The 20,972-nt window shown below is 73.3% G+C and carries 16 protein-coding genes; 12 read left to right on the top strand and 4 right to left on the bottom strand.

The window, feature by feature from the left end; translation table 11 throughout:
* Positions 1 to 95: 95 nt before the first annotated feature.
* The 5 genes from ACZ5FU_RS00165 (at position 96) to ACZ5FU_RS00145 (ending at position 6,662) form a co-directional block, all read left to right on the top strand.
* Positions 96 to 392, top strand: a complete 297-nt coding sequence (locus tag ACZ5FU_RS00165) for a DUF503 domain-containing protein (RefSeq protein ID WP_451531264.1) — start codon at positions 96 to 98, stop codon at positions 390 to 392.
* Positions 393 to 436: 44 nt separating this feature from the next.
* The gene (rbfA, locus tag ACZ5FU_RS00160; protein WP_469043999.1) at positions 437 to 886 is read left to right on the top strand and encodes a 30S ribosome-binding factor RbfA; all 450 of its coding nucleotides are present in this window, start codon (positions 437 to 439) and stop codon (positions 884 to 886) included.
* On the top strand, positions 883 to 1,788 hold the full coding sequence (gene truB, locus ACZ5FU_RS00155) for a tRNA pseudouridine(55) synthase TruB (RefSeq protein WP_451531262.1): 906 nt from the start codon (positions 883 to 885) through the stop codon (positions 1,786 to 1,788). The genes rbfA and truB overlap by 4 nt, the downstream gene beginning before the upstream one ends.
* A gap of 285 nt (positions 1,789 to 2,073) precedes the next feature.
* Positions 2,074 to 5,508, top strand: a complete 3,435-nt coding sequence (locus tag ACZ5FU_RS00150; RefSeq protein ID WP_469043997.1) for a trypsin-like peptidase domain-containing protein — start codon at positions 2,074 to 2,076, stop codon at positions 5,506 to 5,508.
* A 203-nt stretch (positions 5,509 to 5,711) separates the two neighbouring features.
* Complete coding sequence (locus ACZ5FU_RS00145) at positions 5,712 to 6,662, top strand: bifunctional riboflavin kinase/FAD synthetase (protein ID WP_469043995.1); 951 nt, start codon at positions 5,712 to 5,714, stop codon at positions 6,660 to 6,662.
* Between the two features lie 314 nt (positions 6,663 to 6,976).
* Here ACZ5FU_RS00145 and ACZ5FU_RS00140 read toward each other — a convergent pair whose 3' ends face one another.
* The 3 genes from ACZ5FU_RS00140 to eccE form a co-directional block, all read right to left on the bottom strand.
* Complete coding sequence (locus ACZ5FU_RS00140; protein WP_469043993.1) at positions 6,977 to 10,357, bottom strand: SCO5717 family growth-regulating ATPase; 3,381 nt, start codon at positions 10,355 to 10,357, stop codon at positions 6,977 to 6,979.
* A gap of 338 nt (positions 10,358 to 10,695) precedes the next feature.
* Complete coding sequence (locus ACZ5FU_RS00135) at positions 10,696 to 11,478, bottom strand: hypothetical protein (protein ID WP_451530787.1); 783 nt, start codon at positions 11,476 to 11,478, stop codon at positions 10,696 to 10,698.
* Complete coding sequence (gene eccE / locus ACZ5FU_RS00130) at positions 11,475 to 12,809, bottom strand: type VII secretion protein EccE (RefSeq protein ID WP_451781902.1); 1,335 nt, start codon at positions 12,807 to 12,809, stop codon at positions 11,475 to 11,477. Before eccE ends, ACZ5FU_RS00135 begins: the two co-directional genes overlap by 4 nt.
* Positions 12,810 to 13,007: 198 nt before the next feature.
* On the opposite strand from eccE, the gene eccB reads away from it, so the two are divergent.
* The 7 genes from eccB to ACZ5FU_RS00095 all read left to right on the top strand — a co-directional run bounded on the left by eccB (position 13,008) and on the right by ACZ5FU_RS00095 (position 20,281).
* Complete coding sequence (eccB, locus tag ACZ5FU_RS00125) at positions 13,008 to 14,534, top strand: type VII secretion protein EccB (RefSeq protein ID WP_451530785.1); 1,527 nt, start codon at positions 13,008 to 13,010, stop codon at positions 14,532 to 14,534.
* Positions 14,535 to 14,548: 14 nt separating this feature from the next.
* Positions 14,549 to 15,787: a type VII secretion-associated serine protease mycosin gene (mycP, locus tag ACZ5FU_RS00120; protein ID WP_469043991.1), complete on the top strand. Its 1,239-nt coding sequence runs from the start codon at positions 14,549 to 14,551 to the stop codon at positions 15,785 to 15,787.
* A gap of 232 nt (positions 15,788 to 16,019) precedes the next feature.
* The gene (locus ACZ5FU_RS00115) at positions 16,020 to 16,454 is read left to right on the top strand and encodes a hypothetical protein (protein WP_451530783.1); all 435 of its coding nucleotides are present in this window, start codon (positions 16,020 to 16,022) and stop codon (positions 16,452 to 16,454) included.
* Positions 16,454 to 18,166, top strand: a complete 1,713-nt coding sequence (locus tag ACZ5FU_RS00110; RefSeq protein ID WP_468646723.1) for a WXG100 family type VII secretion target — start codon at positions 16,454 to 16,456, stop codon at positions 18,164 to 18,166. Before ACZ5FU_RS00115 ends, ACZ5FU_RS00110 begins: the two co-directional genes overlap by 1 nt.
* 201 nt (positions 18,167 to 18,367) lie before the next feature.
* Positions 18,368 to 19,468 (top strand): S8 family serine peptidase, encoded by a 1,101-nt coding sequence (locus tag ACZ5FU_RS00105; protein ID WP_468646724.1) that lies wholly within the window; start codon positions 18,368 to 18,370, stop codon positions 19,466 to 19,468.
* A 93-nt stretch (positions 19,469 to 19,561) separates the two neighbouring features.
* Positions 19,562 to 19,900, top strand: coding sequence for a WXG100 family type VII secretion target (locus ACZ5FU_RS00100; RefSeq protein ID WP_366061613.1), 339 nt, complete (start codon positions 19,562 to 19,564; stop codon positions 19,898 to 19,900).
* 78 nt (positions 19,901 to 19,978) lie between these two features.
* Positions 19,979 to 20,281: a WXG100 family type VII secretion target gene (locus tag ACZ5FU_RS00095; protein WP_451530780.1), complete on the top strand. Its 303-nt coding sequence runs from the start codon at positions 19,979 to 19,981 to the stop codon at positions 20,279 to 20,281.
* A gap of 126 nt (positions 20,282 to 20,407) precedes the next feature.
* Here ACZ5FU_RS00095 and ACZ5FU_RS00090 read toward each other — a convergent pair whose 3' ends face one another.
* Positions 20,408 to 20,812 (bottom strand): hypothetical protein, encoded by a 405-nt coding sequence (locus ACZ5FU_RS00090; protein ID WP_468835876.1) that lies wholly within the window; start codon positions 20,810 to 20,812, stop codon positions 20,408 to 20,410.
* Between the last annotated feature and the right edge of the window lie 160 nt (positions 20,813 to 20,972).

Genomic DNA, 20,972 nt, shown 5'->3' with positions numbered 1-20,972 from the left:
TCGAGCCGCGGCCGGGATCGTTGTACCGTTCGTGATGCCCCTGTCCGTCCAGGGCAGGGTCGTCGATCCCGTACCGGCGGGTGAACCGGTTACTCATGTACGTGGGGACTCTGTCCTTCGACCTCCTCCTCGGCGACGTACGCTCGCTGAAGGAGAAGCGCTCCGTCGTCCGCCCGATCGTCGCCGAGCTCCAGCGCAAGTACCCGGTGAGCGCGGCCGAGGTGGACCATCAGAACCTGCACCGCCGGGCGGTCATCGGCCTGGCCGTGGTGTCCGGGGACACGGAGCACCTGACCGATGTACTGGACCGGTGCGAACGGCTGGTCGCCGCCCGCCCCGAGGTGGAGCTGCTGTCGGTCCGACGCCGCCTCCACGGCGAAGACGACGACTGACCACACCAGAGAACGCAAGAGAAGAAAGAACGGGAGACGGACCAGTGGCCGACAACGCGCGCGCCAAGAGGCTGGCGGACCTCATCCGAGAGGTGGTGGCCCAGAAGCTACAGCGCGGGATCAAGGACCCGCGGCTCGGCTCCCACGTCACCATCACGGACACCCGCGTCACGGGTGACCTCAGGGAGGCGACCGTCTTCTACACCGTGTACGGGGACGACGAGGAGCGGGCGGCCGCGGCCGCCGGCCTGGAGAGCGCCAAGGGCGTCCTGCGCTCCGAGGTCGGCCGTGCGGCGGGCGTGAAGTTCACGCCCACGCTGAGCTTCGTCGCCGACGCCCTCCCGGACAACGCCCGCACCATCGAGGACCTCCTCGACCGGGCGCGGCAGTCCGACGAGAAGGTGCGCGAGGCGTCCGCGGGCGCCGGGTACGCCGCCGGCGCCGACCCCTACAAGAAGCCCGGTGACGACGAGACGGACGACGCCGCCGAATGAACCGCAAGCAGCCCCCGCCCGACGGCCTTGTCATCGTCGACAAGCCGTCGGGCTTCACTTCGCACGACGTCGTGGCCAAGATGCGCGGGATCGCCAGGACCCGCCGCGTCGGCCACGCCGGCACGCTCGACCCCATGGCGACGGGCGTCCTCGTCCTCGGCGTGGAGAAGGCCACCAAGCTCCTCGGGCACCTCGCGCTCACCGAGAAGGAGTACCTGGGGACGATCCGGCTGGGCCAGAACACCCTGACGGACGACGCCGAGGGCGAGATCACCTCCGCCACCGACGCCTCCGGGACCGGCCGGGACGCCGTCGACGCCGGGATCGCCAAGCTGACCGGCCGGATCATGCAGGTCCCGTCCAAGGTCAGCGCCATCAAGATCGACGGCGTGCGCTCCTACAAGCGCGCCCGCGACGGCGAGGACTTCGAGATCCCCGCCCGCCCGGTGACCATCTCCTCGTTCACCGTGTACGACGTCCGGGACGCCGTCGCCGAGGACGGCACCCCCGTCCTGGACCTGATCGTCTCGGTGGTCTGCTCCTCCGGCACCTACATCCGCGCCCTCGCCCGCGACCTGGGTGCCGACCTGGGCGTCGGCGGTCACCTCACGGCCCTGCGCCGCACCCGCGTCGGCCCCTACAAGCTGGACTCCGCCCGCACCCTCGACCAGCTCCAGGAGGAGCTGACGGTGATGCCGATCGCGGAGGCCGCCGCGGCCGCGTTCCCCCGCTGGGACGTGGACGACAAGCGGGCCCGGCTGCTCCTCAACGGCGTGCGGCTGGAGATGCCCGAGGAGTACGCGGGCGCCGGCGCGGTCGGCGTCTTCGGCCCCGAGGGCCGCTTCCTGGCGCTGGTGGAGGAACAGAAGGGCAAGGCCAAGAGCCTGGCCGTCCTCGGCTGAGGCCTCCCGGGGCGTCCCCGGCGGGACCCCCTGCCGAAGACGCCTCGCCCGGCCCGTGGAGCGGCGGTCACGGGGTCCCGCTCCGCCGCCGCTCCACGGTCCCCCCTCGGTTCCCCCCCTTCCAGGATGTGTCCGACGGGCCCCGTTCATTCACCCGTCCGGACGGGCGCTCGGAGTGAACCGAGGGAGTGCACGGGGGCGCGTTCGCGTCACGGTCTGTCCCGCCGATCACCGCACGCCTACCGTCGACCCGAGGACACGCGGGCGCGGCGGGGAGGTACGGCGATGGCGGGACGGGGCCCGCGCACCGAAGGCGGCCGCGGGACACCGCGGTACGGCCCCCGGGCGGCGCACGAGGACGACCCGCGCCCCTTCCCCGGCCCCTCGCTGGTCCGCGTCCAGGACCTCGCCGGCCGCCCCCGCGGCACCGGCTTCCTGGCCGACCACCACGGAACCGTCGTCACCAGCCACGAGGCCGTCGACGGCCTGACCCGCCTCGTCCTGTACGGCGCCGGCGAGCACGGCCGCGTCGTCACCGCCGACGCGGTCACCCCGCTCCCGGAACTGGACCTGGCCCTGGTGCGCACCGAGGGCCTCGACGCGGACCCCCTGCCGGTCACCGTGCGCGAGGGCGTCGGCAACGGCACCTACGTCCGGCTGGCCGCCGGCTGCTGGCGCGAGGCGCGGGTGCTGGCGGCGACCTCCGCGACGTACACGGCCACGGACCGCTTCCACCGCCTCGCGCACTGCCTGGAGCTGGCCATCGGCACGGCGGGGCGGGACGCGCTGCGGCTCGGCGGGGGCGCGGCCGGCGGGCCCGTGCTCGACGCGGAGACCGGCGCCGTCGTCGCCGTCCTGGGCACCGCCCTGCGCTCCGACCACCACGACACCGGCTTCGCCGTCCCCCTGCGCCCCGGCCCGCCGGGCGGCCCCCTCGCCGACCTGCTCGCCCGCAACGCCGCCACCGTCCCCGCCTACGGCGCCGACCTCAACCTGGCGGGCGTCCTCGAACTCGCGGCCACCTCCGTCGGCTCCGGCGGACCGCCCGCCCACCTCCACGCCGCGGTCGAACGCGCCCTGCCCGCAGGAGAGTTCGCCGCCTTCGCCGAGAGCCGGGCCACCGTCCTCGCCCTGGTCGGCGCCCCCGGCAGCGGCCGTACCACCGAACTCGCGGCCCTCGCCGGCCGGCGCGCCCGCGGCCCGCGACCGGCGCCCACCCTGTGGCTGCGTGGCGCCGACCTGCGGGAGGCGGACCGCTCCGTCGCCGACGCGGCCCGCCGCGCACTGACCCGCGCCGCCCGGATCGTCGCCGCGTCCCGCCCCGTCCCCGCCCTCGACGCCCCGACCCCGGAACGGCTCGCCCACCTCGCCCGTGCCGCCGGCCGCCCGATGCTGCTCCTCCTCGACGGCCCCGAGGAGATGCCGCCCCTGCTCGCCCACCGCCTCCCCGAGTGGACCGAGGGCACCGTCGGCTGGCTGCGGGAGACCGGAGCCCGGCTGGTGGTGGCGTGCCGGGCGGAGCACTGGGAGCAGGCCGGCCCGCACGTCCCGGCGGACGCGCTGTACGGCCGCGCGGACCGGGACCTGCCGCCCCGCGTCCCGCTCGACGACCTCACCTCGGCCGAGGCCGGACAGGCCCGTGCCCGGCTCGGCATCCCGGACGACGCCCTCACCGGCCCCGACGCCCGGCACCCCCTCACCCTCCGCCTGTACGCGGAGGTCCGCGCCGCCCTCCCCGACCCCGACCGCACCACGCCCGTCGGCCGCGACGACGTCCTCGCCGCCCACCTGGACCTGATGTGCCTGCGGATCGCGGTCCGGCTGGCCGCGGAGAACGGCGTGCGCGGCACCGCCGTGCGCCTGCTCGCCGCGAAGGTCTCCGGACAGGTCCACGAGGCCGCCCGGCGCTGCCTCGGGCCGGGCCAGGGCGAGCTGGACCGGACGTCGTTCGAGGCGGTGTTCCCGTGGGGGCCCGCGCCCGTCCGGCTCGGCGGCGGCACCGGCTGGGCGTCCGCCGTCCTCGCCGAGGGACTCCTGGTGCCCGCCGGCGGCGGCTACCGCTTCGCCCACGAGGAGGTCTCCGACTGGCTCCAGGGCCTGCACCTCGACCTGGACGAGGCCCTGCACGCCCTCGTCCACCGTCCGCGGACCGCCGCCGGCGCCCACCCGCTGCCCGTCCCGCACCACCGCATCGGCCCCGTCGTGCAGGCGCTGCTGCATCTCGGTCGGCAGCAGGGGGCCCGCCGACTCGGCCCTCGCCTGGAGGAGTTGACCCACGCGCTGGAGGCCGACCCGGACTCCTGGTGGGCCGCCCGGCTGCTCGCCGGGACCCTGCCGCGCGTCCCGGACGCGACCCCCTACGCGGACGTCCTGCGCCGTCTGGCCGACCTCGTCGTCGGCCGGTGCGACCGGCCGGACCGGACGGCCGGGTTCGGCCCGGACTTCTGGGCCGCCCTGTCGCTCCCGCCCGGCCTCCGCCTCGACCTGCTGCGCCGGCTGGTCCTCGCGGACCCGGCCCCGGACGCCGAGGACGCGCCCCGCCACCTCGACGCCGTCGCCCGGCTGCTCGCCGACGACGCCGGCGCCGTACAGCCGCTGCTCGCGCTCTGGTTCGACGACGAGCGGCCGCTTCCCGCGATGCCGCACGCCACCGTGGCGACGGCCGCGCAGGCCCTGCTGCACACCCACCGGCACCGCGGCCTGGACGACCTCACCGAGGTCCTCGTGGACCGCGCGCACCCGCGCGCCGACGAACTCCTCGCCGTGCTCGCCGAGGAGGAACCCTCCGCGCTGTGCCGGGCCGTGGACCGGTGGGCGCGCGACGGACGACCGCGGCGGCGGGCCGCGGCGATGGCGCACGGGCAGCGCGCGGCGGCGCACGCGCACACCCGCCCCGACCGCGAGCTGCTGCGGCACGCCGCCCTCACGGTCCTCGCCCGCCCCGCCGACCGGGACCTCCACGGGGCCGCCCTCGCCCTCCTCGTCCGTGACCCCGAGACCCGCGACCGGCATCTGCCGTCCGCCCTGGAGCGGTTCGCGCGGGACGACCCGGCGCTGCCCCCGAGCGCGCTGCTCACCGCCCTCGCCGACCACCCGGACGCGGTCCTCGACGCCTGCCGCGCCCGGCTGGACGGACCCGGCACGGACACCGGACCCCTGCTGCGCGCCCTGGTCGACGCCACCCCGCCGGCCCTGGCCCGCCGGGTGGCACCGCTCCTGCGCGAGGCGGTGGAGCGGCGCCCGGAGGCCGCCGGCCACCTCGCCGTCTGCCTCGACGAGTGCCTCGACCTCGGCCGGCCCGCTTCGGACGTGCTGTTCCCCCTGGTCACCGGATTGCTGGACGGGGCGTCCGAGGCCGTACGGGCCGCCCTGGCGGGGGTCCTGGCCGGGCCCGGCGCCCTCCGCCGGGACCTGCTGGACGCCGTGCTCGCCCACGAGCACGACGTCGCCGTCCTGGACGCCGTGCTGCACGCGGCCGGCCGGCTCAGCGGCCCGGACCTGCGCGTCCTCGTCCACCGCACCGGCCTCCTGCTCGGCCGCACCCCGCAGGGCGCCGCCCGCTTCGACCGCGGCCTGCTCGACCTGGCCCGCCACACCCCCGGCTTTGCCGCACAGCTCGCGGACTGGCTCACCGGACGGCCGGCGGAGTGGGCGGCACTGGTCGGCCCGAGCGCCCGCCGCACGATCGAGCACCTGGCGGGTGCGCGGGTCCCCGTCTGATCAGGGCCGCCCGACCAGAGGGCCGCGCCGAAGGCTTTGGGGCAGTGGGGCGGGGCAGTGGGGCGGGGGTGGGGCGGGTCACAGCGCCCAAGCCCGATGCGGGCCGCGGACCCCCGGCATGGCACCCTTAGAGCTGCGTACGCGGTCAACGGAACACACGAACACACGACAAACACCGGACACGGGTTCGAGGAGCGGTCACAGTGCAGCGCTGGCGTGGCTTGGAGGACATCCCCCAGGACTGGGGGCGCAGCGTCGTCACCATCGGCTCCTACGACGGCGTCCACCGCGGACACCAGCTGATCGTCCGGCACGCCGTGGACCGGGCCCGCGAACTGGGCGTGCCCTGCGTCGTCGTCACCTTCGACCCGCACCCCAGCGAGGTCGTGCGCCCCGGCAGCCACCCGCCGCTGCTCGCCCCGCACCACCGCCGCGCCGAGCTGATGGCGGACCTGGGCGTGGAAGCGGTCCTCGTCCTCCCCTTCACCACCGAGTTCTCGAAGCTGTCGCCCGCCGACTTCGTCGTCAAGGTCCTGGTCGACAAGCTGCACGCCAGGGCGGTCGTCGAGGGCCCCAACTTCCGTTTCGGCCACAAGGCCGCGGGCGACGTCGCGTTCCTCACCGAGCAGGGCAAGGTCTACGACTTCGAGGTCGAGGTCGTCGACCTGTTCGTCTGCGGTGACGCGGGCGGCGGTGAGCCGTTCTCCTCGACGCTGACCCGGCGCCTGGTCGCCGAGGGCGACGTCGGGGGCGCCGCGGAGATCCTGGGCCGCCCGCACCGCGTCGAGGGCGTGGTCGTGCGGGGCGCGCAGCGCGGCCGCGAGCTCGGCTTCCCCACGGCGAACGTGGAGACCCTCCCGCACACCGCGGTCCCGGCCGACGGCGTCTACGCCGGCTGGCTGCACGTGGGCGGCGAGGCGATGCCGGCCGCCATCTCCGTCGGGACCAACCCGCAGTTCGACGGCACCGAGCGCACGGTGGAGGCGTACGCCATCGACCGCGTCGGCCTCGACCTGTACGGCCTCCACGTGGCGGTCGACTTCCTGGCCTTCGTCCGCGGCCAGGCGAAGTTCGAGTCCCTGGAGGGACTGCTCGAGCAGATGGCGGTGGACGTGAAGCGCTGCCGGGAACTGGTGGCGGAGGCGGGCCGCTAGGGCCTCTCGTCCGGATCATGCCGGGCTCGCGGGGGCCGGCCTGATCCGAACGAAAGAACCTGGCCCGCCCGCTCCCACGACGCGCGAAGGGGGGGCCGGGGGCCATGGGACCGGGCCCCCGACGGGCCGGGGCGTTTATGCTTTGGGGGCGGCGGGGGAGTCCGTGCGGGCGGGGCGCCCCGGGGCGGGGGCTGGGGGGGGGGGGGGGGGCCCCCCCCCCCCCCCCCACACCCCCCCCCCCCCCCCCCCCCCCCCCCCGCGGGGGGGGGGGGGGGGCCCCCCCCCCCCCCCCCCCCCCCCCCCCCCCCTCGCCGTTACTGCTGAGGGGGCGGCGGAGGAGTCCGTCCGTCCGGGCCGCCCTGGGGCTGGGGCTGGGGCTGGGGCGGGAAGGCGGGCTGCTGGTACTGCTGGTCATGGCCCGGGTACGGCGGGCCGGGCTGCGGCGCCTGCGGGTACGGCTGCGGGGACCGGCCCTGCGGGGGGTGGGGTCCGCCCGGCTGCTGGGGCGCGGCGGGATACGGCGGGCCGGGCTGCGGCTGGGCCGGGTACGGCGGCTGGGCCTGATACGGCTGGGCTTGATACGGCTGGGCCTGGCCCGGCAGGGGCGGGGCGGCGACCGGCGGCGGGTTGCCGTCGTTGGTCCACAGGCCGTGCATCTGCTGGTGCCGGACGAAGTCCTCCGCGACCATCGCCGCCAGGTTGAAGTACGACTCCCGCACCTTCGGCCGCATCATGTCGAGGTCGACCTCGGCGCCGGCGGCGAGGTGCTCGTCGAACGGCACCACGACGACACCCCGGCACCGCGTCTCGAAGTGGCTGACGATGTCCTCCACCTTGATCATCTTGCCGGTCTCGCGGACGCCGGAGATGACGGTGATGGACCGCGAGACCAACTCGGCGTACCCGTGCGCGGACAGCCAGTCCAGCGTCGTGCTGGCACTGCTCGCGCCGTCCACCGACGGCGTCGAGATGATGATGAGCTGGTCCGCGAGGTCGAGCACCCCGCGCATGGCGCTGTAGAGCAGACCGGTGCCCGAGTCGGTGAGGATGATCGGGTACTGCCTGCCCAGGACGTCTATCGCGCGCCGGTAGTCCTCGTCGTTGAACGTCGTGGAGACGGCCGGGTCGACGTCGTTGGCGATGATCTCCAGGCCGGAGGCGGCCTGCGAGGTGAACCGCCGGATGTCCATGTAGGAGTTGAGGTACGGGATCGCCTGGACGAGGTCGCGGATCGTGGCCCCGGTCTCGCGCCGCACCCGGCGGCCGAGCGTGCCGGCGTCGGGGTTCGCGTCGATCGCGAGGATCTTGTCCTGCCGCTCGGTGGCGAGGGTCGAGCCGAGCGCGGTGGTCGTGGTCGTCTTGCCGACACCGCCCTTGAGGCTGATGACCGCGATGCGGTAGCAGGACAGCACCGGCGTCCGGATCAGCTCCAGCTTCCGCTGCCGCTCCGCCTCCTCCTTCTTGCCGCCGATCTTGAACCGGCTGCCGCCGGCCGTCGGGCGGCTGCTCTTCGCCTTCTGCTTCTTGTTGTTGAGCAGCCGGTCCGAGGACAGTTCGACGGCCGCGGTGTAACCCAGCGGTGCGGCACCGGGGTTGACCGGCTGCCGCTGGTCGTGCTGGATCGGCTGCGGCCAGGCGGCGCCGGCCCGCGGGTCGACGGGGGCCTGCGGCGGCTGGGGCGCGGGAGCGTCCTGGGGCTGGGCCGCCTGTGCCGCGTGCGGCGGCTGTCCGGGGAAACCCTGAGGAGAGCCCTGCGGGAACCCCTGGGGCGTGGCGGCCCGGGGGTGGCCGCCCGCCTGGTGGGGGACACCGGCCGGGACCTGGGGGGCCTGGAAGGCCTGGGGGTCCTGGAGGGGCTGCGGTGCTTGCGGTGTCCGCGGTGCGTCGGGGGCCTGCGGCGGCTGCGGGAAGCCGTGACCGGCGGGAGCGGGCGGTGCCTGCGGGGCGGTCTGCGCCTGCGGGGAGTGAGGGGCCGGTCCCTGGTGAGGGCCGGGCGCGGGCGGCTCCGGGGCGGCCGGGGTCTGCTGGGGGAAGCCGTGACCACCGGGAGCGGCGGGAGGCGTGGGCGCGGGGGGCTGCGGGAACCCCTGGCCCGGCTGGGAGCCGGGCGCGGGAGGCTGCGGGAAGCCGTAACCCGGCTGAGGGCCGGACGCGGGCGGGGTGCCCGGCTGCTGCGGGGCGGCAGGGGCGGGGGGCTGCGGGAAGCCGTAACCGGCCGGGGGGCCGGGTACGGGGGCCGGGGGCTGGGGGAAGCCGTAGCCCGGCTGGGAGGCGGGCGCGGGCGGGGTGCCCGGCTGCTGCGGGGCGGAGGGCTGGGGGAAACCGTACGCAGGCTGGGGCGTGGGCCCCGCTGCCGGTGCGGCGGGCGGAGCGGGGGTCCAGGCCGCCGGCGCGGGCGGCTGGGTCTGCGGCGGCGCGGGCGGCTGCGGCAGCGGTTGCGCCGGCCACTCGGCCGCCGGCGCGGGCGCGGCGGGCTGGTACGACGGCGGCAGCGGCGGCAGCCCGCTCTGCGGGGCCGGCGGGGGAGTCCAGGCGGGCGGGCCCATCGGCGGGGCGTCCTGCGGAGCGGCCGCGTCCGGCAGGACGGCGTCCGACGGCGGGACGACCGGTACCGCGTCCGCGGGCGCGGCGGCCGGCGGTTCGGCTTCCGCAGGGGTGTCCGACCCGGCGGGCACGTCGTCCGAGGGAGCCTCGTCCGCGGCGTTCTCGTCCGCGGCGTTCTCGTCCGCGGGGCCCCCGTCCTCGTACTCCGCGTCGGCGGGCCCGGTGACGGAGTCCGCCGTGACCGCGGACACGGCCGCGGGAGCCGCGTCGTCCCCGACGGCCGGTCCGGCGTCCTGCCGGCCCCCGTCCGCCGCGTCGGGAGCAGCGCCCTCGGGCACGGCTCCTTCGGGTACGGCTCCTTCGGGCACGGTGCCCTCGGACGCGGTCCCGGACGCCGGGGACGACGCGGTTCCGGCGTTCGTTCCCTCGGCCTCCGCCCCGGAGGGGGAGCCCTCGCGGACCTCGTCGCTCGCGGCGTCGGTCCGGGCGTCGTCCGCCGGGACCGCGGCGTCCGCCCCGGCCCCGCTGTCGTCCGCCCCGGCCCGCTCCTCGATCTGCCGCTTCAGGGCGACCGCCGAGAAACGCATGGTCGCGCCGCTCTCGAGATCACCGTTCCCGGAACCGCCCTCCTCCGCCGCGGCGGGCACCGCGGCCGGCTGCTGCGGCTCGAACCCGGCGGCCGCCGGCAGCCGGGGCACGGCGACCGGCTCGCCGACGGGAGCCGGCGAAGCGGCGGGCGGAGCGAACGGCGCTTCCGGAGCGGGAGCCACGGGCGGCGGGTACGGCGCTCCGCCCCCGGCCGCCGGTTCGGACGAGGACGAGGACGAGGACGAGGACGCGGACTCGGACGCGGGCGTCGGCGCTGGCGGGACGAAGGGAGCCCCGGCCGCCGGCGGGCCCGGAGGCGCGTACGGCGCCCCGGGCGTCACGTGCGCGGGGGGCGGCGGAACCGGCCCGCCGGCACCCGCCGCCGATCCGGTGCCCGTCTCGGTCCCCGACCCCGAATCGCCCGCCGCGTTCTGCGTGTACCAGGCGGGCGGCGCGTAGTCGATGGTGAACTCGCCCGTCGTGTCGACGGCGGACTCCGCGTCGGTCTGGTCATCGCCGGGTGTGGCCCAGCCCCCGCGGATCCCGTCCCGATCGCTGCTCACAGTTCCTCCTGGTGTGGTCGAGCACCCTCAAGCCGTGCCGGGGCGACCGTTTCTCGTCGTACGCGGTGGTCCGAGGCCGTCCGGGGGCGCCTCGAGTGCCGGCTCTCCCCCGGGACACCGACGCCCACCCCACGCTTTCCGGCATCGCGCCCGGCACCAGCCTAATCATCGGACGCCCCGCCCAGGCAGGCCCGTCCACCCTCGGCGCCAGTCCATCACGTCACCGGCTTCCCGACGAGTGTGCTCACGCGCGCCCCCCGCCCGCAAAACGGCCATAACCCCGCAACTGCCGTACCGGGAAGCCGGAAAGGGGCGAGGCGGGGAATCCGGCGACCGGCTCAGTCCATGCGCCGGGGCGTGCCCAGCAACCCGATCTCCGCGTCCGTGGGCTGCGTCATCACGTACTGCCGGTCGCGGTCCGCGCACCACAGGGTGAGGCCGTCGGCGAGCGTCGGCAGCGCCTCCACGTCCGCGCGCGGCAGCGCCAGCGTGCGGCCCAGCTCCGCCGACTCGTCCGGCGAGATCCGCTGCACGCCGACGAGCCGCGCCTGCCGCAGCAGCCGGGGGGCGACCGGGGAGAGGTACGGCAGCAGGGTCAGCACCGCCTGCCAGGGCCCGGAGGCGACGCGCCCGCGCGGCGGACGCATCCCGCAGTCCCGCACCACCAGCACCGGGGTGCCCGCCGACGCGCCCTGCGGGGGCACCCGGCCGACCTCGTGCACCGCCAGGCCGTTCTGCCCGCCGCCCATGGCGTGCACCATCTGCGCCCACGCCTGCGGCCGGCCCGTCTCCACGGCCACCCGCGCTCCGGTGGCCGCCGCCCTGAGCGCGAGCACCTGGGCGGTCCACAGACCCCCGATCAGGACGACGTCGTAGGGCGTGGGCCGGTTGACGCCCAGGACGGCGGGCCGCCCCTCGGCGTCCACGCCGATGACGACGCCGTCGTCCCCGATCGGCAGTGCCAGCGACTCCAGTTGGTCCACGGACACCGAGTGCCGGCCGTGCCGCGGACCGATCAGCCCGAAGCCGGCGCGCGGCGACCGCGGGGACCGCGGCGACCGCGGCCCCGGGTCGCCGGAAGAAGGCTCGGGTGCGCCGGTCCGTGCCGTCGTCGCCGTCATCGAACACCTCCGAGGGGCAGCGTGGCCAGGATGCCGGGCACCTGTTCGCGGTCGAGGCGGGCGAGCCCCGCGCCGGCGTGCCGGGCCGCGCCCTGCACCGCGCGCCTGGCCGCCACGAGTTCGTCGTCACTGCGTCCCGTCACCCGGACGTGGCCGCTCAGGGACACCTCCTGCCGCTCGCCGCGCGCGAGGGTGAGGCTGAAGGTCGTCGCCAGCGCCGGGACCGCGGTGACCAGGGCGACGAACTGCGGCAGCGACGGACCGCCGCCACCGCCCAGCGCGGGCCACCGGCGCACCCAGTACGTCGTGTGCCGCCGGTTGTCGCACCGCCAGCTCCGGCCGGACTCCTCGGTACGCCGGTCCACCGCCCCCGTCCGTCCGGCCTCCGCCGTCACCAGGGGGTTGGCGCACACCGAGGTGGCGAGGGCGGCCGTCAGCCCCTCCTCGTCGAGCACGGTCGCCCGGAACCCGGCACCGGTCAGCCGGCTCGCCAGGTGGTCGGCCGCCCGCACGACGCACTTCTGCGCGCCGACGAGACCGCCGCCGCGCGCGGCGACCGCCTCCGGGCACAGCTCCGGATCCAGCTTCAACGCGATCCACGTGATGCGCACCGCCGGTGCGCCGGTCTGCTCCTGCAGCGGCGCGTAGTTGGCGACGGCCACGGACTGGCGCGGCAGGTGCAGCGCGGGCGCGGGCTGGGTGTGCAGCACGATCTGCGCGGACTCCAGACGGATGCCGTCCACGTCGAGCGCGTCGTGCACCAGGGCGAGCGGCAACGGCTGCCGGCCGCGCTCGGCCCGCAGCGCGGTGGCGTCCGCCTCGACCTGCAGCACGGCGGTGACGAACGTGCCGTCGCCGACGATCCCGACGGGCCGCCGGTCACGGCTGCCGTACTCGTGGGTGCGCAGGCTCGGGTCGCACTCCAGGGCCGGGGCGAACCCCGGCTCGGTCCCGGACGGTACCTCCAGCCTGGCGGCCTGCCGGCGGCGTACCTTCAGCGCCCGCGCGGTGGCCAGCCACTCCGGGAGGGAACGGCCCCGGCGGCGCGCCACGGAGAGCACCACCAGCACCGCCGCGACGACACCAGCCGCGCCCAGGGCCACGGGACCGATCACCCAGCCGACCAGCAGGACGGCGGCCGCGGTCTCCCACAGGACGAGGCGTTGCAGCCGGAATGCCCCGGCGTGCCCCGAACGCGCCTTGAGGTGGAGCGTCCCCGGCGCCGCCGACCGCTGCGCCGCCCGCGGGGGTCGCGGCGGCCGCGGCCCGGACGGCGAGGAGCCCCGCGTCCGTGACCGGCCACCGGAGCGCACGCGCGTTCCCGAAGCCATCACTCCATCTCCCCGTTCTGCTCACGACTCGCCCGTAAATCAGCACCCCACAGGGCACTTGGCGGCCCGGGAACCCTACCCGCTCCCCAAGTCCCCGCGGATACCAGGCATAGTAGGGGGCCGCTCCGACATGGGGGGCGGGGGACCGCGTCACCCGCGCGTGCGGCCCGGACGGAAAACGGGGAGAGACACAGACAGATGGCATCCCGGCGCGATCAGCTCAATGCCTACACCTTCGCGAAGCGCCGCATGCTCGCGGCCTTCCTGCAGTCGTCGCCCGACGGTTCGGAGGAGGGCGCGCCGCGCCCCCTGCGCTCCGTCCTGCCGGGCATCGTCGTCGGAGTGATCGTCATGGCGGTCTTCGGGGCGTGGGGCATGTTCAAGCCGACCGCGCCCAAGGGCTGGGACGAGCCCAACGCCAAGGTGATCGTGGCCAGCAAGTCCACGACGCGGTACGTCGTCCTGAAGACCGACGGCCAGGTCCAGCTCCACCCCGTCCTCAACATGGCCTCCGCCAGACTGCTCCTCGCCGACGGGCAGGGCGACGTCGTGACCGTCGCCGAGTCCGTCCTCGACAACGGCAGGATCCCGCACGGCGTCACCATCGGCATCCCGTACGCGCCCGACCGGCTGCCCCCGGCGTCCGAGGCCGGCACAGGCAAGCGCTGGGTGGTCTGCGAGCGTCCGGGCGCGGGCGGCGACGGCTCCGTCCAGAAGGCCGCGCTGGTGCTCTCCTCGCGCGACATGAAGCTCACCGACGGCAAGGGGCGCCTGCACGGCGGCCAGCTGCTCTACGTCGCCGACCCGGACGGCAAGCACTACGTCGTGGACGCGGGCGGCGCCGTCTACCCCGTCGACAAGAGCGACGAACTGCTGCTGCGCGCCGTGGTCGGCTCCGGCCGGGAGCCCCAGCGGGTCTCCGCGGAGTGGCTGGCCACCCTGCACCCGGGCGACGCGGTCACCTTCCCGGCGATCACCGGGCAGCCGGGCGCGGCGGCCGGGGCGCCGGGCCAGCTGGACGCGTCGGTCGACAAGGTCGGCATGGTCCTCAAGGCGTTCGACAACAACACCGAGCAGTACTACGTCGTCCTGCCCGGCCGGGTCGCCCCGGTCTCCGCCTTCATCGCCCAACTGCTCCTGTTCAGCGAGGAACTGGCCCCCCTCGGCCAGGCCGGCCAGGCCCACGAGGTCAGCCCCGGCGCGATCGTGCCGGGCCAGGCGTTCGGCACCGAGCACAACTGGCCGACCGGGGACCCCGCGCCCGTCAACGAGGCGTCGGCCGCCTCCGGCAGCCGCAGCACGATCTGCAACGTCCTGCGCGACGTGGACGCCGGCTCGGGCGCCACCACCCTGAGCACCTGGGCGGGCACGGACTACCCGGCCAAGCTGCCCACCGGAGCCTCCAGCGCCTACGTCACCCCCGGCTCCGGCCAGCTCTACCGCCAGTTCCAGGGCGAGCAGACCAAGACCGGCCCGGTGTTCCTCGTCACCGACACGGGCCTGCGCTACGTCCTGCAGTCCAACGCCGACAGCGCCACGGACGACGCCGGGATCGGCACCACGGCCAAGGAACGCGAGCAGCTCCAGCGCGAGGCGCAGCAGGCCCAGAACCGGCTCGGCTACAAGGACGTGGACCCGGCGCCGGTCCCCGTCGCCTGGTCGGAGTTCCTGCCGACGGGCCCGCGCCTGTCGACGGCCGCGGCACGCCAGCCGCAGGGCTCGTGAGGAGAGGGACGGCAGTGCTTCGTACGACGCTGGCGGCGGCCGCGACGCTCCTGACGACGGCCACGGTCCTCGCACCCCCCGCCGAGGCGGCCGGCAAACTGCCCTACTCCGACCAGTGCAGCTTCCCCAACGGCCTGTACCCGGGGCGCCCCTGGTCCCTCCAGCGCGTCCTCCTGGACGAGCTGTGGAGCCGCTCCAAGGGCGAAGGCGTGCGGGTGGCGGTCGTCGACACCGGCGTGGACGTGAAGAACCCGCAGCTCACCGCCGCGGTCGACGCCAAGAGCGGCCGCAACCTCCTGCCGAAGAACCTCAAGGACGAGGACGGCGAACCGATCGAACGCGGCGCCGAGAACGGCACGACCGACACCGTCGGCCACGGCACCAAGGTCGCCGGCATCATCGCGGCCCGCCCCGTCGCCGGCAGCGGCTTCGTGGGCCTCGCGCCCGAGGCGACGATCATCCCGATCCAGCAGAACGACGCGGAGGGCCACGGCGACACGGGGACCCTGGCCGCCGCGATCCGCTACGCCGTCCAGGCCGAGGCCCAGGTCATCAACATCTCCCAGGACACCTCCCAGGCGGCCGAGCCCGACCCCGACCTGAAGAAGGCGATCGACGAGGCGCTGGCCCGGAAGGTCGTGGTCGTGGCCTCGGCCGGCAACGACGGCGCCGGCGGCAACACCAAGAAGACCTACCCGGCGTCCTACGAGGGCGTCCTCGCGGTCGCCGCCTCGGACCGCAACAACGAGCGCGCCTCCTTCTCGCAGTCCGGCGACTTCGTCGGCGTGGCGGCGCCCGGCGTCGACATGATCTCCACGGTCCCGCAGGGCGGCCACTGCTCCGACAACGGCACGAGCTTCTCGGCGCCGTACGTCGCGGGCGTGGCGGCCCTGATCAAGGCCAGGCACCCCGACTGGACCGCCGCCCAGGTCGTCGCCCAGATCGAACAGACCGCCGAACGCACGATCGACGGCCACGACCGCCTGGTCGGCTGGGGCGTCGTCGACCCGGTCCGCGCCCTGACGGAGGACGATCACCCGATCGAATCACCGAGCCCCCAGGGCGGCCTCACCCGGGCCAAGGCCCCGACGGCCGCGAAGTTCCAGGTGGGCGAGACCCCCGACGAGCGCAACGCCCGCCTCGCCACGTACGTGGCCGTGGCCGCGGCGGTCCTCGTCGCGGGCCTCGGCGGCACGGCGGTGGCGATCCGCGACGCACGGCGCCGGGCACGGAGGGTCGCGGGTACGCGGTAGCGGGCCGCGCCGGTGGCCGGTTGCCGGTGGCCGGTCGCCGGGTGCCGGTGGCCGGGTGCCGGCCGTGAAGAATCGGTGAAGCCCTGTCGGGTAGTAGCAGGGCTGTTTCATATGACAGTTGGGGCTGTCGGAGGAAGTCATTACAGTGGACACGTTGCGGTCATGAACGCCTGAGGAGCGTGTGCTGCCCGAGGACGGCCGCCGACAACGGGGAACGGGGAGGGATGGCTTCGTGCTTCCTGCAGACATGGGCGGCGGTGCCGCCGACGTACGGCGTGGCCTGATGGCGCTTTCGACGTTCAAGAAGCGCGTGGACGACCTGCTGACCGCCTTCGAGGACTCGGCGGGCGGCTCGTCCAAGGTGGCGTCGCACAGCCTTTCGGAGACCGCTTTCGGGACGGGCAACTTCCCGGAAGCGAAGACACTCCACCTGGAGTACGAGCGCGTCCACGAGCGCATCACGACGCTCTCCAAGTCGCTCGGCCTCCAACTCGAGGCGATGCAGATCGCCGTCCACGGCGTGGACGTCACCTTCGACAACCTCGAGGACGACCTCCGCTACCGGTTCCACGAGATCCGGACCGAGGTCAACCGGGACCGCACCGAGATGCTGAACGAGCACCTCAAGCGCGACAACGAGGCCGACCACACGGACGCGGGGTACTGATGAGCGGCGGCAACGGCAAGCCCGACCACTACCAGACCGAACGCCAGGACGCGGCCCAGCAGAACTCCACCGTGGACACCGTCCGCAACGTGGCGGCCGCGGTCAGCCCGTTCTACGTCGGCGCTCCCGTGAACTTCGGCAGGACCAGCTTCGAGGGCTACGACCTCAACGAGATGATCGACATCGTGGAGTCGGCGAGCCCGGAGAAGCTGGAGAGCGCGGCCAAGGCCCTCGTCGACGCGCGGGACGCGATCAACGAGGCCGCCAACGAACTCAGCCGCAACCTCGGCGCCGTCGACTGGGAGGGCGAGGCCCACACCGCCTTCTACACCTGGGGCATGGACCTCACCACCACGGCCCTGGCCCTGGCCGGCTACGCCGACGAGGTGGGCACGCAGGTCCTGGCGGCAGGCTCCGGCCTCGCCTCCGTCCGCAAGTCCATGCCGCCGCGCGACACCCGCACCGTCCGCAAGACGGCCGACGACTTCCCGGTACCCGCCCAGGTCGACTCCAACAAGGACTACGCGGCAGCGGTCAAGGCCGAGAAGGACCGCCAAGAGGCGATCAACCAGATGTACCGACTGGCGTCGTTCTACACGGTGTCGAGCGGGATGATGCAACTGGCGGAGGAGCCGGTATTTCCTAAGATGCCGGATGTGGGGGTGCCTCCGCCACCGCCGGGCTTTGACCCTAGGGAAGAGCCAGAGGGGAAAACTCTTCTACAGGCTACGAACAATTCAGGATTCGCCCATCGTCAGTCTGCAGACACCGGGACGGAACGACCGCGAGCGGCAGAATTGCCGACATCCCACAGGGGCGTGGATGTTCCTGTGGTGACTCCTGAACGTCACGTGGGCACGGAGATCGACAGTGTCGGTACTCTGCCGCCTCAGGACGCCGTAAAACCGGCAACCGTCGCACCACCCTCGGTGGCAGGCACGAACGGGACTACAGCGGGAGCATTTCCTTCCTTCAGCCCTGCTGGGGTTCCTCCGACCCTCCGAGGACAGGCGGGGCGAGCGTCGGGGTTCGGAGGTGTCCCGGCAAACAAGCTTCCTGTCTCGGCCCAGGGCCGGGTCGGTGGTGCGCCGGGCGGCGCCGCGGCAGGACGTACGGCAACAGGTCCCATGGGGCCGACGGGACGTACGTCCACGCCAGGTCAAGCGAGCGGACGCAGCACGGGCCCTATGGGGCGCGGCGTTGTTGGTGGAGTACCCAAAGCCAGCGAGCAGGCAGCCGGACGTACCGCGGGCGTTCCCCGGAGCCCGGTCACCGGCACAGGTGCGATCAATCCCGGGCGCACCGGGGCCGGACGTACCGGGGCCGGGCGTACCGGCGATGGCGTCGTCGGCGGAAGACCCGTGACGGGTGGCGCTTCCGGCACCAACCGTTCCAGACTGCCGCGCGGCACGGTCGTCGGCGGTGAAGGTGCGGCGACCTCGCGCGCCATGGGCGAGAAGCCCGGCCAGCGCGGGGTGATCGGGAAGCCCGGCCCGATGGCGGGTACGGGTTCGGGACAAGCGGCTCGACGCCCTGTTGGCAGCAGTGATGGCGTGGTCGGAACGCCGAAGGGCCGAAATCCCGGCAGCAGGGGCGGTGGAAACACATCCGGTGGTCCGGTCGGGATCCGTGCTGCCGCACGCAATCAGCGTTCCGGCGATAAGCGTTCGCGCAAGGACCAGCGGCGCGATGACGCGTCGTCGACCGACTGACCGACAAGAGCGAGGACAGGCAGAGGCATGGTGGCAGGGATCAGCCGGCGCGGCGAGCGAAGCGCGTCCTCCGCAGGGCGAAACGGGAGACGGGTGTCCGCCGTCTGTTCAGCGCTAGGCGCCTTGGCGGTTCTCTCGGCAGGTCTGGCTCCGAGCGCATCGGCCACTGACGTTCAGTCAGAGCAGTGGTACCTGTCGGCGATGAAGACCGAGGAAATGTGGAAGGTGAGTACTGGCAAGGGTGTCAAGGTCGCCGTTGTCGATACGGGGGTCAACCCGAACACGCCTTCGCTGAAGGGACAGGTACTTACCGACGAGGTATCGAAAGCTGTCGGCTACAAGGCGACTGAAGACTACCTGGGCCACGGGACGAGCATGGCAGAACTTATCGCCGGAACAGGCGCTGGTGGTGGCTTGAAGGGTCTTGCTCCGGGAGCGAAGATTGTTCCTTATCGGATCGGCATGAAGAGCATGAAGGATGAGGGCGAGAAAGCGAAATCTCCGACCCTTCCGAATGTGATCAGGAAAATCGCCGACAGCGACGTCAAGATAATTAGCATGTCTTTCGGTGAGTCCGTTGAAAGACCAGACGTGCTTGCTGCCATCAAGTATGCCCAATCAAAGGGAAAGTTGATGCTGGCTTCCACCGGTAACGATGCGGAGAAGAATAACCGCATCGGATACCCGGCCGCCTACCCATACGTCGTCGGAGTCGCAGCCTCGGACGAAAAGGGAACTGTCGGCAAATTCTCCGAATACGGCAACTATGTGGATCTGGCCTCCCCTGGACTGAACGTCCCCACATGGTGTGACAACACCTTCCGCTCCTACTGCACAAGCCAAGGAACCAGCCAAGCCACCGCCATCGCCTCTGCCTCTGCCGCCCTGATCTGGTCCGCCCACCCCGACTGGACCGCGAACCAGGTCCTCGCCAGCCTGATCGACACCGCCGGCCGCGACTGGGCGAAGGACGATCCGAGCACGTACCTCGGTTACGGACTGATCCGCCCCCGCAAGGTGCTGGAGAACAAGAACTTCAACCCCGGCGCGGCCGACACCGACCCCCTCGCCAGGGAAAACACGGTGGGCGTCACAGGCGATGACACCTCGACCTCCCCGTCCGCATCAACCTCGTCACAGCCCTCGGAAAACCCTTCAGGCGGCCGGACTTCGGCGGCAGGATCGAGCGCGGACTCCTCCGACGACGACACCACGACGTGGATGGCCCTCGGAGCCGCGGCGGCCGTGCTGGTGATCGGCGGCGGCGCCTTCGCGGTGGTGCGTTCACGGCGCGGCGCGTGACGGACGACGTACCACCACCAGCCACACACAACCGTTCCGGTGCGGTGACGCACGCGGAAACGAACCACAGCTCATACGAAAAGGGGTGCCGAAATGGTCGACCGCAAGCTTAATGACGGCGACGTACAGAAGCTCCAGACGGAAGTCATCGACCGGTACGACAACATCCGGGCCTCGCTGGCGAAGCTGCAGGGCACGATCGACATGATCGAGAAGGCCTGGACGGGTCAGGGCGCCAACGCGTTCAACACCAAGCAGACCGAGATCAACGGCCATATGGTCGCGATCGGCAAGATGCTCGACGACTTCCTCGAGGGCATCCACATGAACAAGACCGACAAGCGCAACCTCGAAGACCAGATCGAGGCCGACCTCAAGCAGATCTCGGTCGAGGACCTGGGCGGGAAGACGTCGGCGCTGAACAGCTACTGACGGGTCGGTGGCGGCACTGAGCCGCACCGTTGTCCGGGCTGAGCAGTCCGGCGGGAACCTTCAAGGAAACGAGGAAACATGACCGGGGCCCACTACGACGACCTCGCCGTCACGTACGGCACCATGGACGCGCTCGCCACCGAGCTCGGCGACCAGGCCAAGAAGCTCGAGGAGGACCTCGAAGCCCTCAGGCAGGCCGTGCTCAACGTGTCCGCGGGCTGGGGCGGCGAGGCGTTCCAGACCTTCCAGGGCAAGAGCGAGGAGTGGAACAAGCACGCGCGGGGCATCCACGCGGCGCTGGTCCAGATCTCGCAGAAGGTCCACACCGCCGGCGGCGACTACCGCGGCGGCGACCTGAAGGGCGCGAGCTACTTCCAGTAGGGGAACGCGCAGACACGACACCAGGGTGGGCACGCACGGGAGGTGCCCACCCTGGTGCTGTATAGCGTCACTTCAGGTTGATATACGCTTCCGCCGCGCATTGTGGCGAGAGGCAGGGTAAAGCGATCAGCCGCACTCATCGGAGTCTTCGAGCGCCTTCGTGTAGGCCGTGATCAGTTTCTTCATCGCGCCGGAGTCGGATCGGTCGGGGGTAAACACCTGGATCACGGCGTAAAGGTTCTGACCGGGGTGCTCCGAGGACTTGCACGACGTCGTGGTCTTCCCCACGGCACCCGTACCTGAGTAGAGATAGCGGCTGTCGTCGGTCACTTGGCCGTCATCCATCTTGTCGTACGCGGTGGCGACAGTGGATGCGCTCTCCCCGTTGCTCCACCACGTCCGGGTCTGCCGAACTGAGACATCGCCATCGACAGCGAGGTCACAGCGTTTCGTCCCCCCGTTGGGAGACGAAGGCTTCACGGAAATGGAATCACCTCCCGGGAGGAAAGCGTCGAGCAGTTCGGGGTCCATTGAAACGCCACAGAGGGCGCTGGGCGTCGTATACTTTCTTTCCTCTTTTCCGCTTTCCCCTCCGCCTGAGCATGAAGAAACTGTCAGTGCCCCAGCAAGCGCCATGGTGGCATAAGCCGACGCTCGGGCGATTCGTGCGGGATGGTTCGGTCGCAGCTGG

This window comes from Streptomyces sp. NPDC031554, assembly GCF_055580685.1.
The sequence above is the reverse complement of the archived record's forward strand: the minus strand, read 5'-3'. Positions and strand labels throughout refer to the sequence as shown.

Coding starts and splice junctions, on each gene's coding strand:
- eccE (WP_451781902.1), bottom strand. CDS start 12,809: ATGGCTTCGGGAACGCGCGTGCGCTCCGGTGGCCGGTCACGGACGCGG.
- ACZ5FU_RS00110 (WP_468646723.1), top strand. CDS start 16,454: ATGAGCGGCGGCAACGGCAAGCCCGACCACTACCAGACCGAACGCCAG.
- ACZ5FU_RS00150 (WP_469043997.1), top strand. CDS start 2,074: ATGGCGGGACGGGGCCCGCGCACCGAAGGCGGCCGCGGGACACCGCGG.
- ACZ5FU_RS00135 (WP_451530787.1), bottom strand. CDS start 11,478: ATGACGGCGACGACGGCACGGACCGGCGCACCCGAGCCTTCTTCCGGC.
- ACZ5FU_RS00165 (WP_451531264.1), top strand. CDS start 96: ATGTACGTGGGGACTCTGTCCTTCGACCTCCTCCTCGGCGACGTACGC.
- ACZ5FU_RS00090 (WP_468835876.1), bottom strand. CDS start 20,812: ATGGACCCCGAACTGCTCGACGCTTTCCTCCCGGGAGGTGATTCCATT.
- truB (WP_451531262.1), top strand. CDS start 883: ATGAACCGCAAGCAGCCCCCGCCCGACGGCCTTGTCATCGTCGACAAG.
- eccB (WP_451530785.1), top strand. CDS start 13,008: ATGGCATCCCGGCGCGATCAGCTCAATGCCTACACCTTCGCGAAGCGC.
- ACZ5FU_RS00095 (WP_451530780.1), top strand. CDS start 19,979: ATGACCGGGGCCCACTACGACGACCTCGCCGTCACGTACGGCACCATG.
- ACZ5FU_RS00105 (WP_468646724.1), top strand. CDS start 18,368: ATGAAGACCGAGGAAATGTGGAAGGTGAGTACTGGCAAGGGTGTCAAG.
- ACZ5FU_RS00100 (WP_366061613.1), top strand. CDS start 19,562: ATGGTCGACCGCAAGCTTAATGACGGCGACGTACAGAAGCTCCAGACG.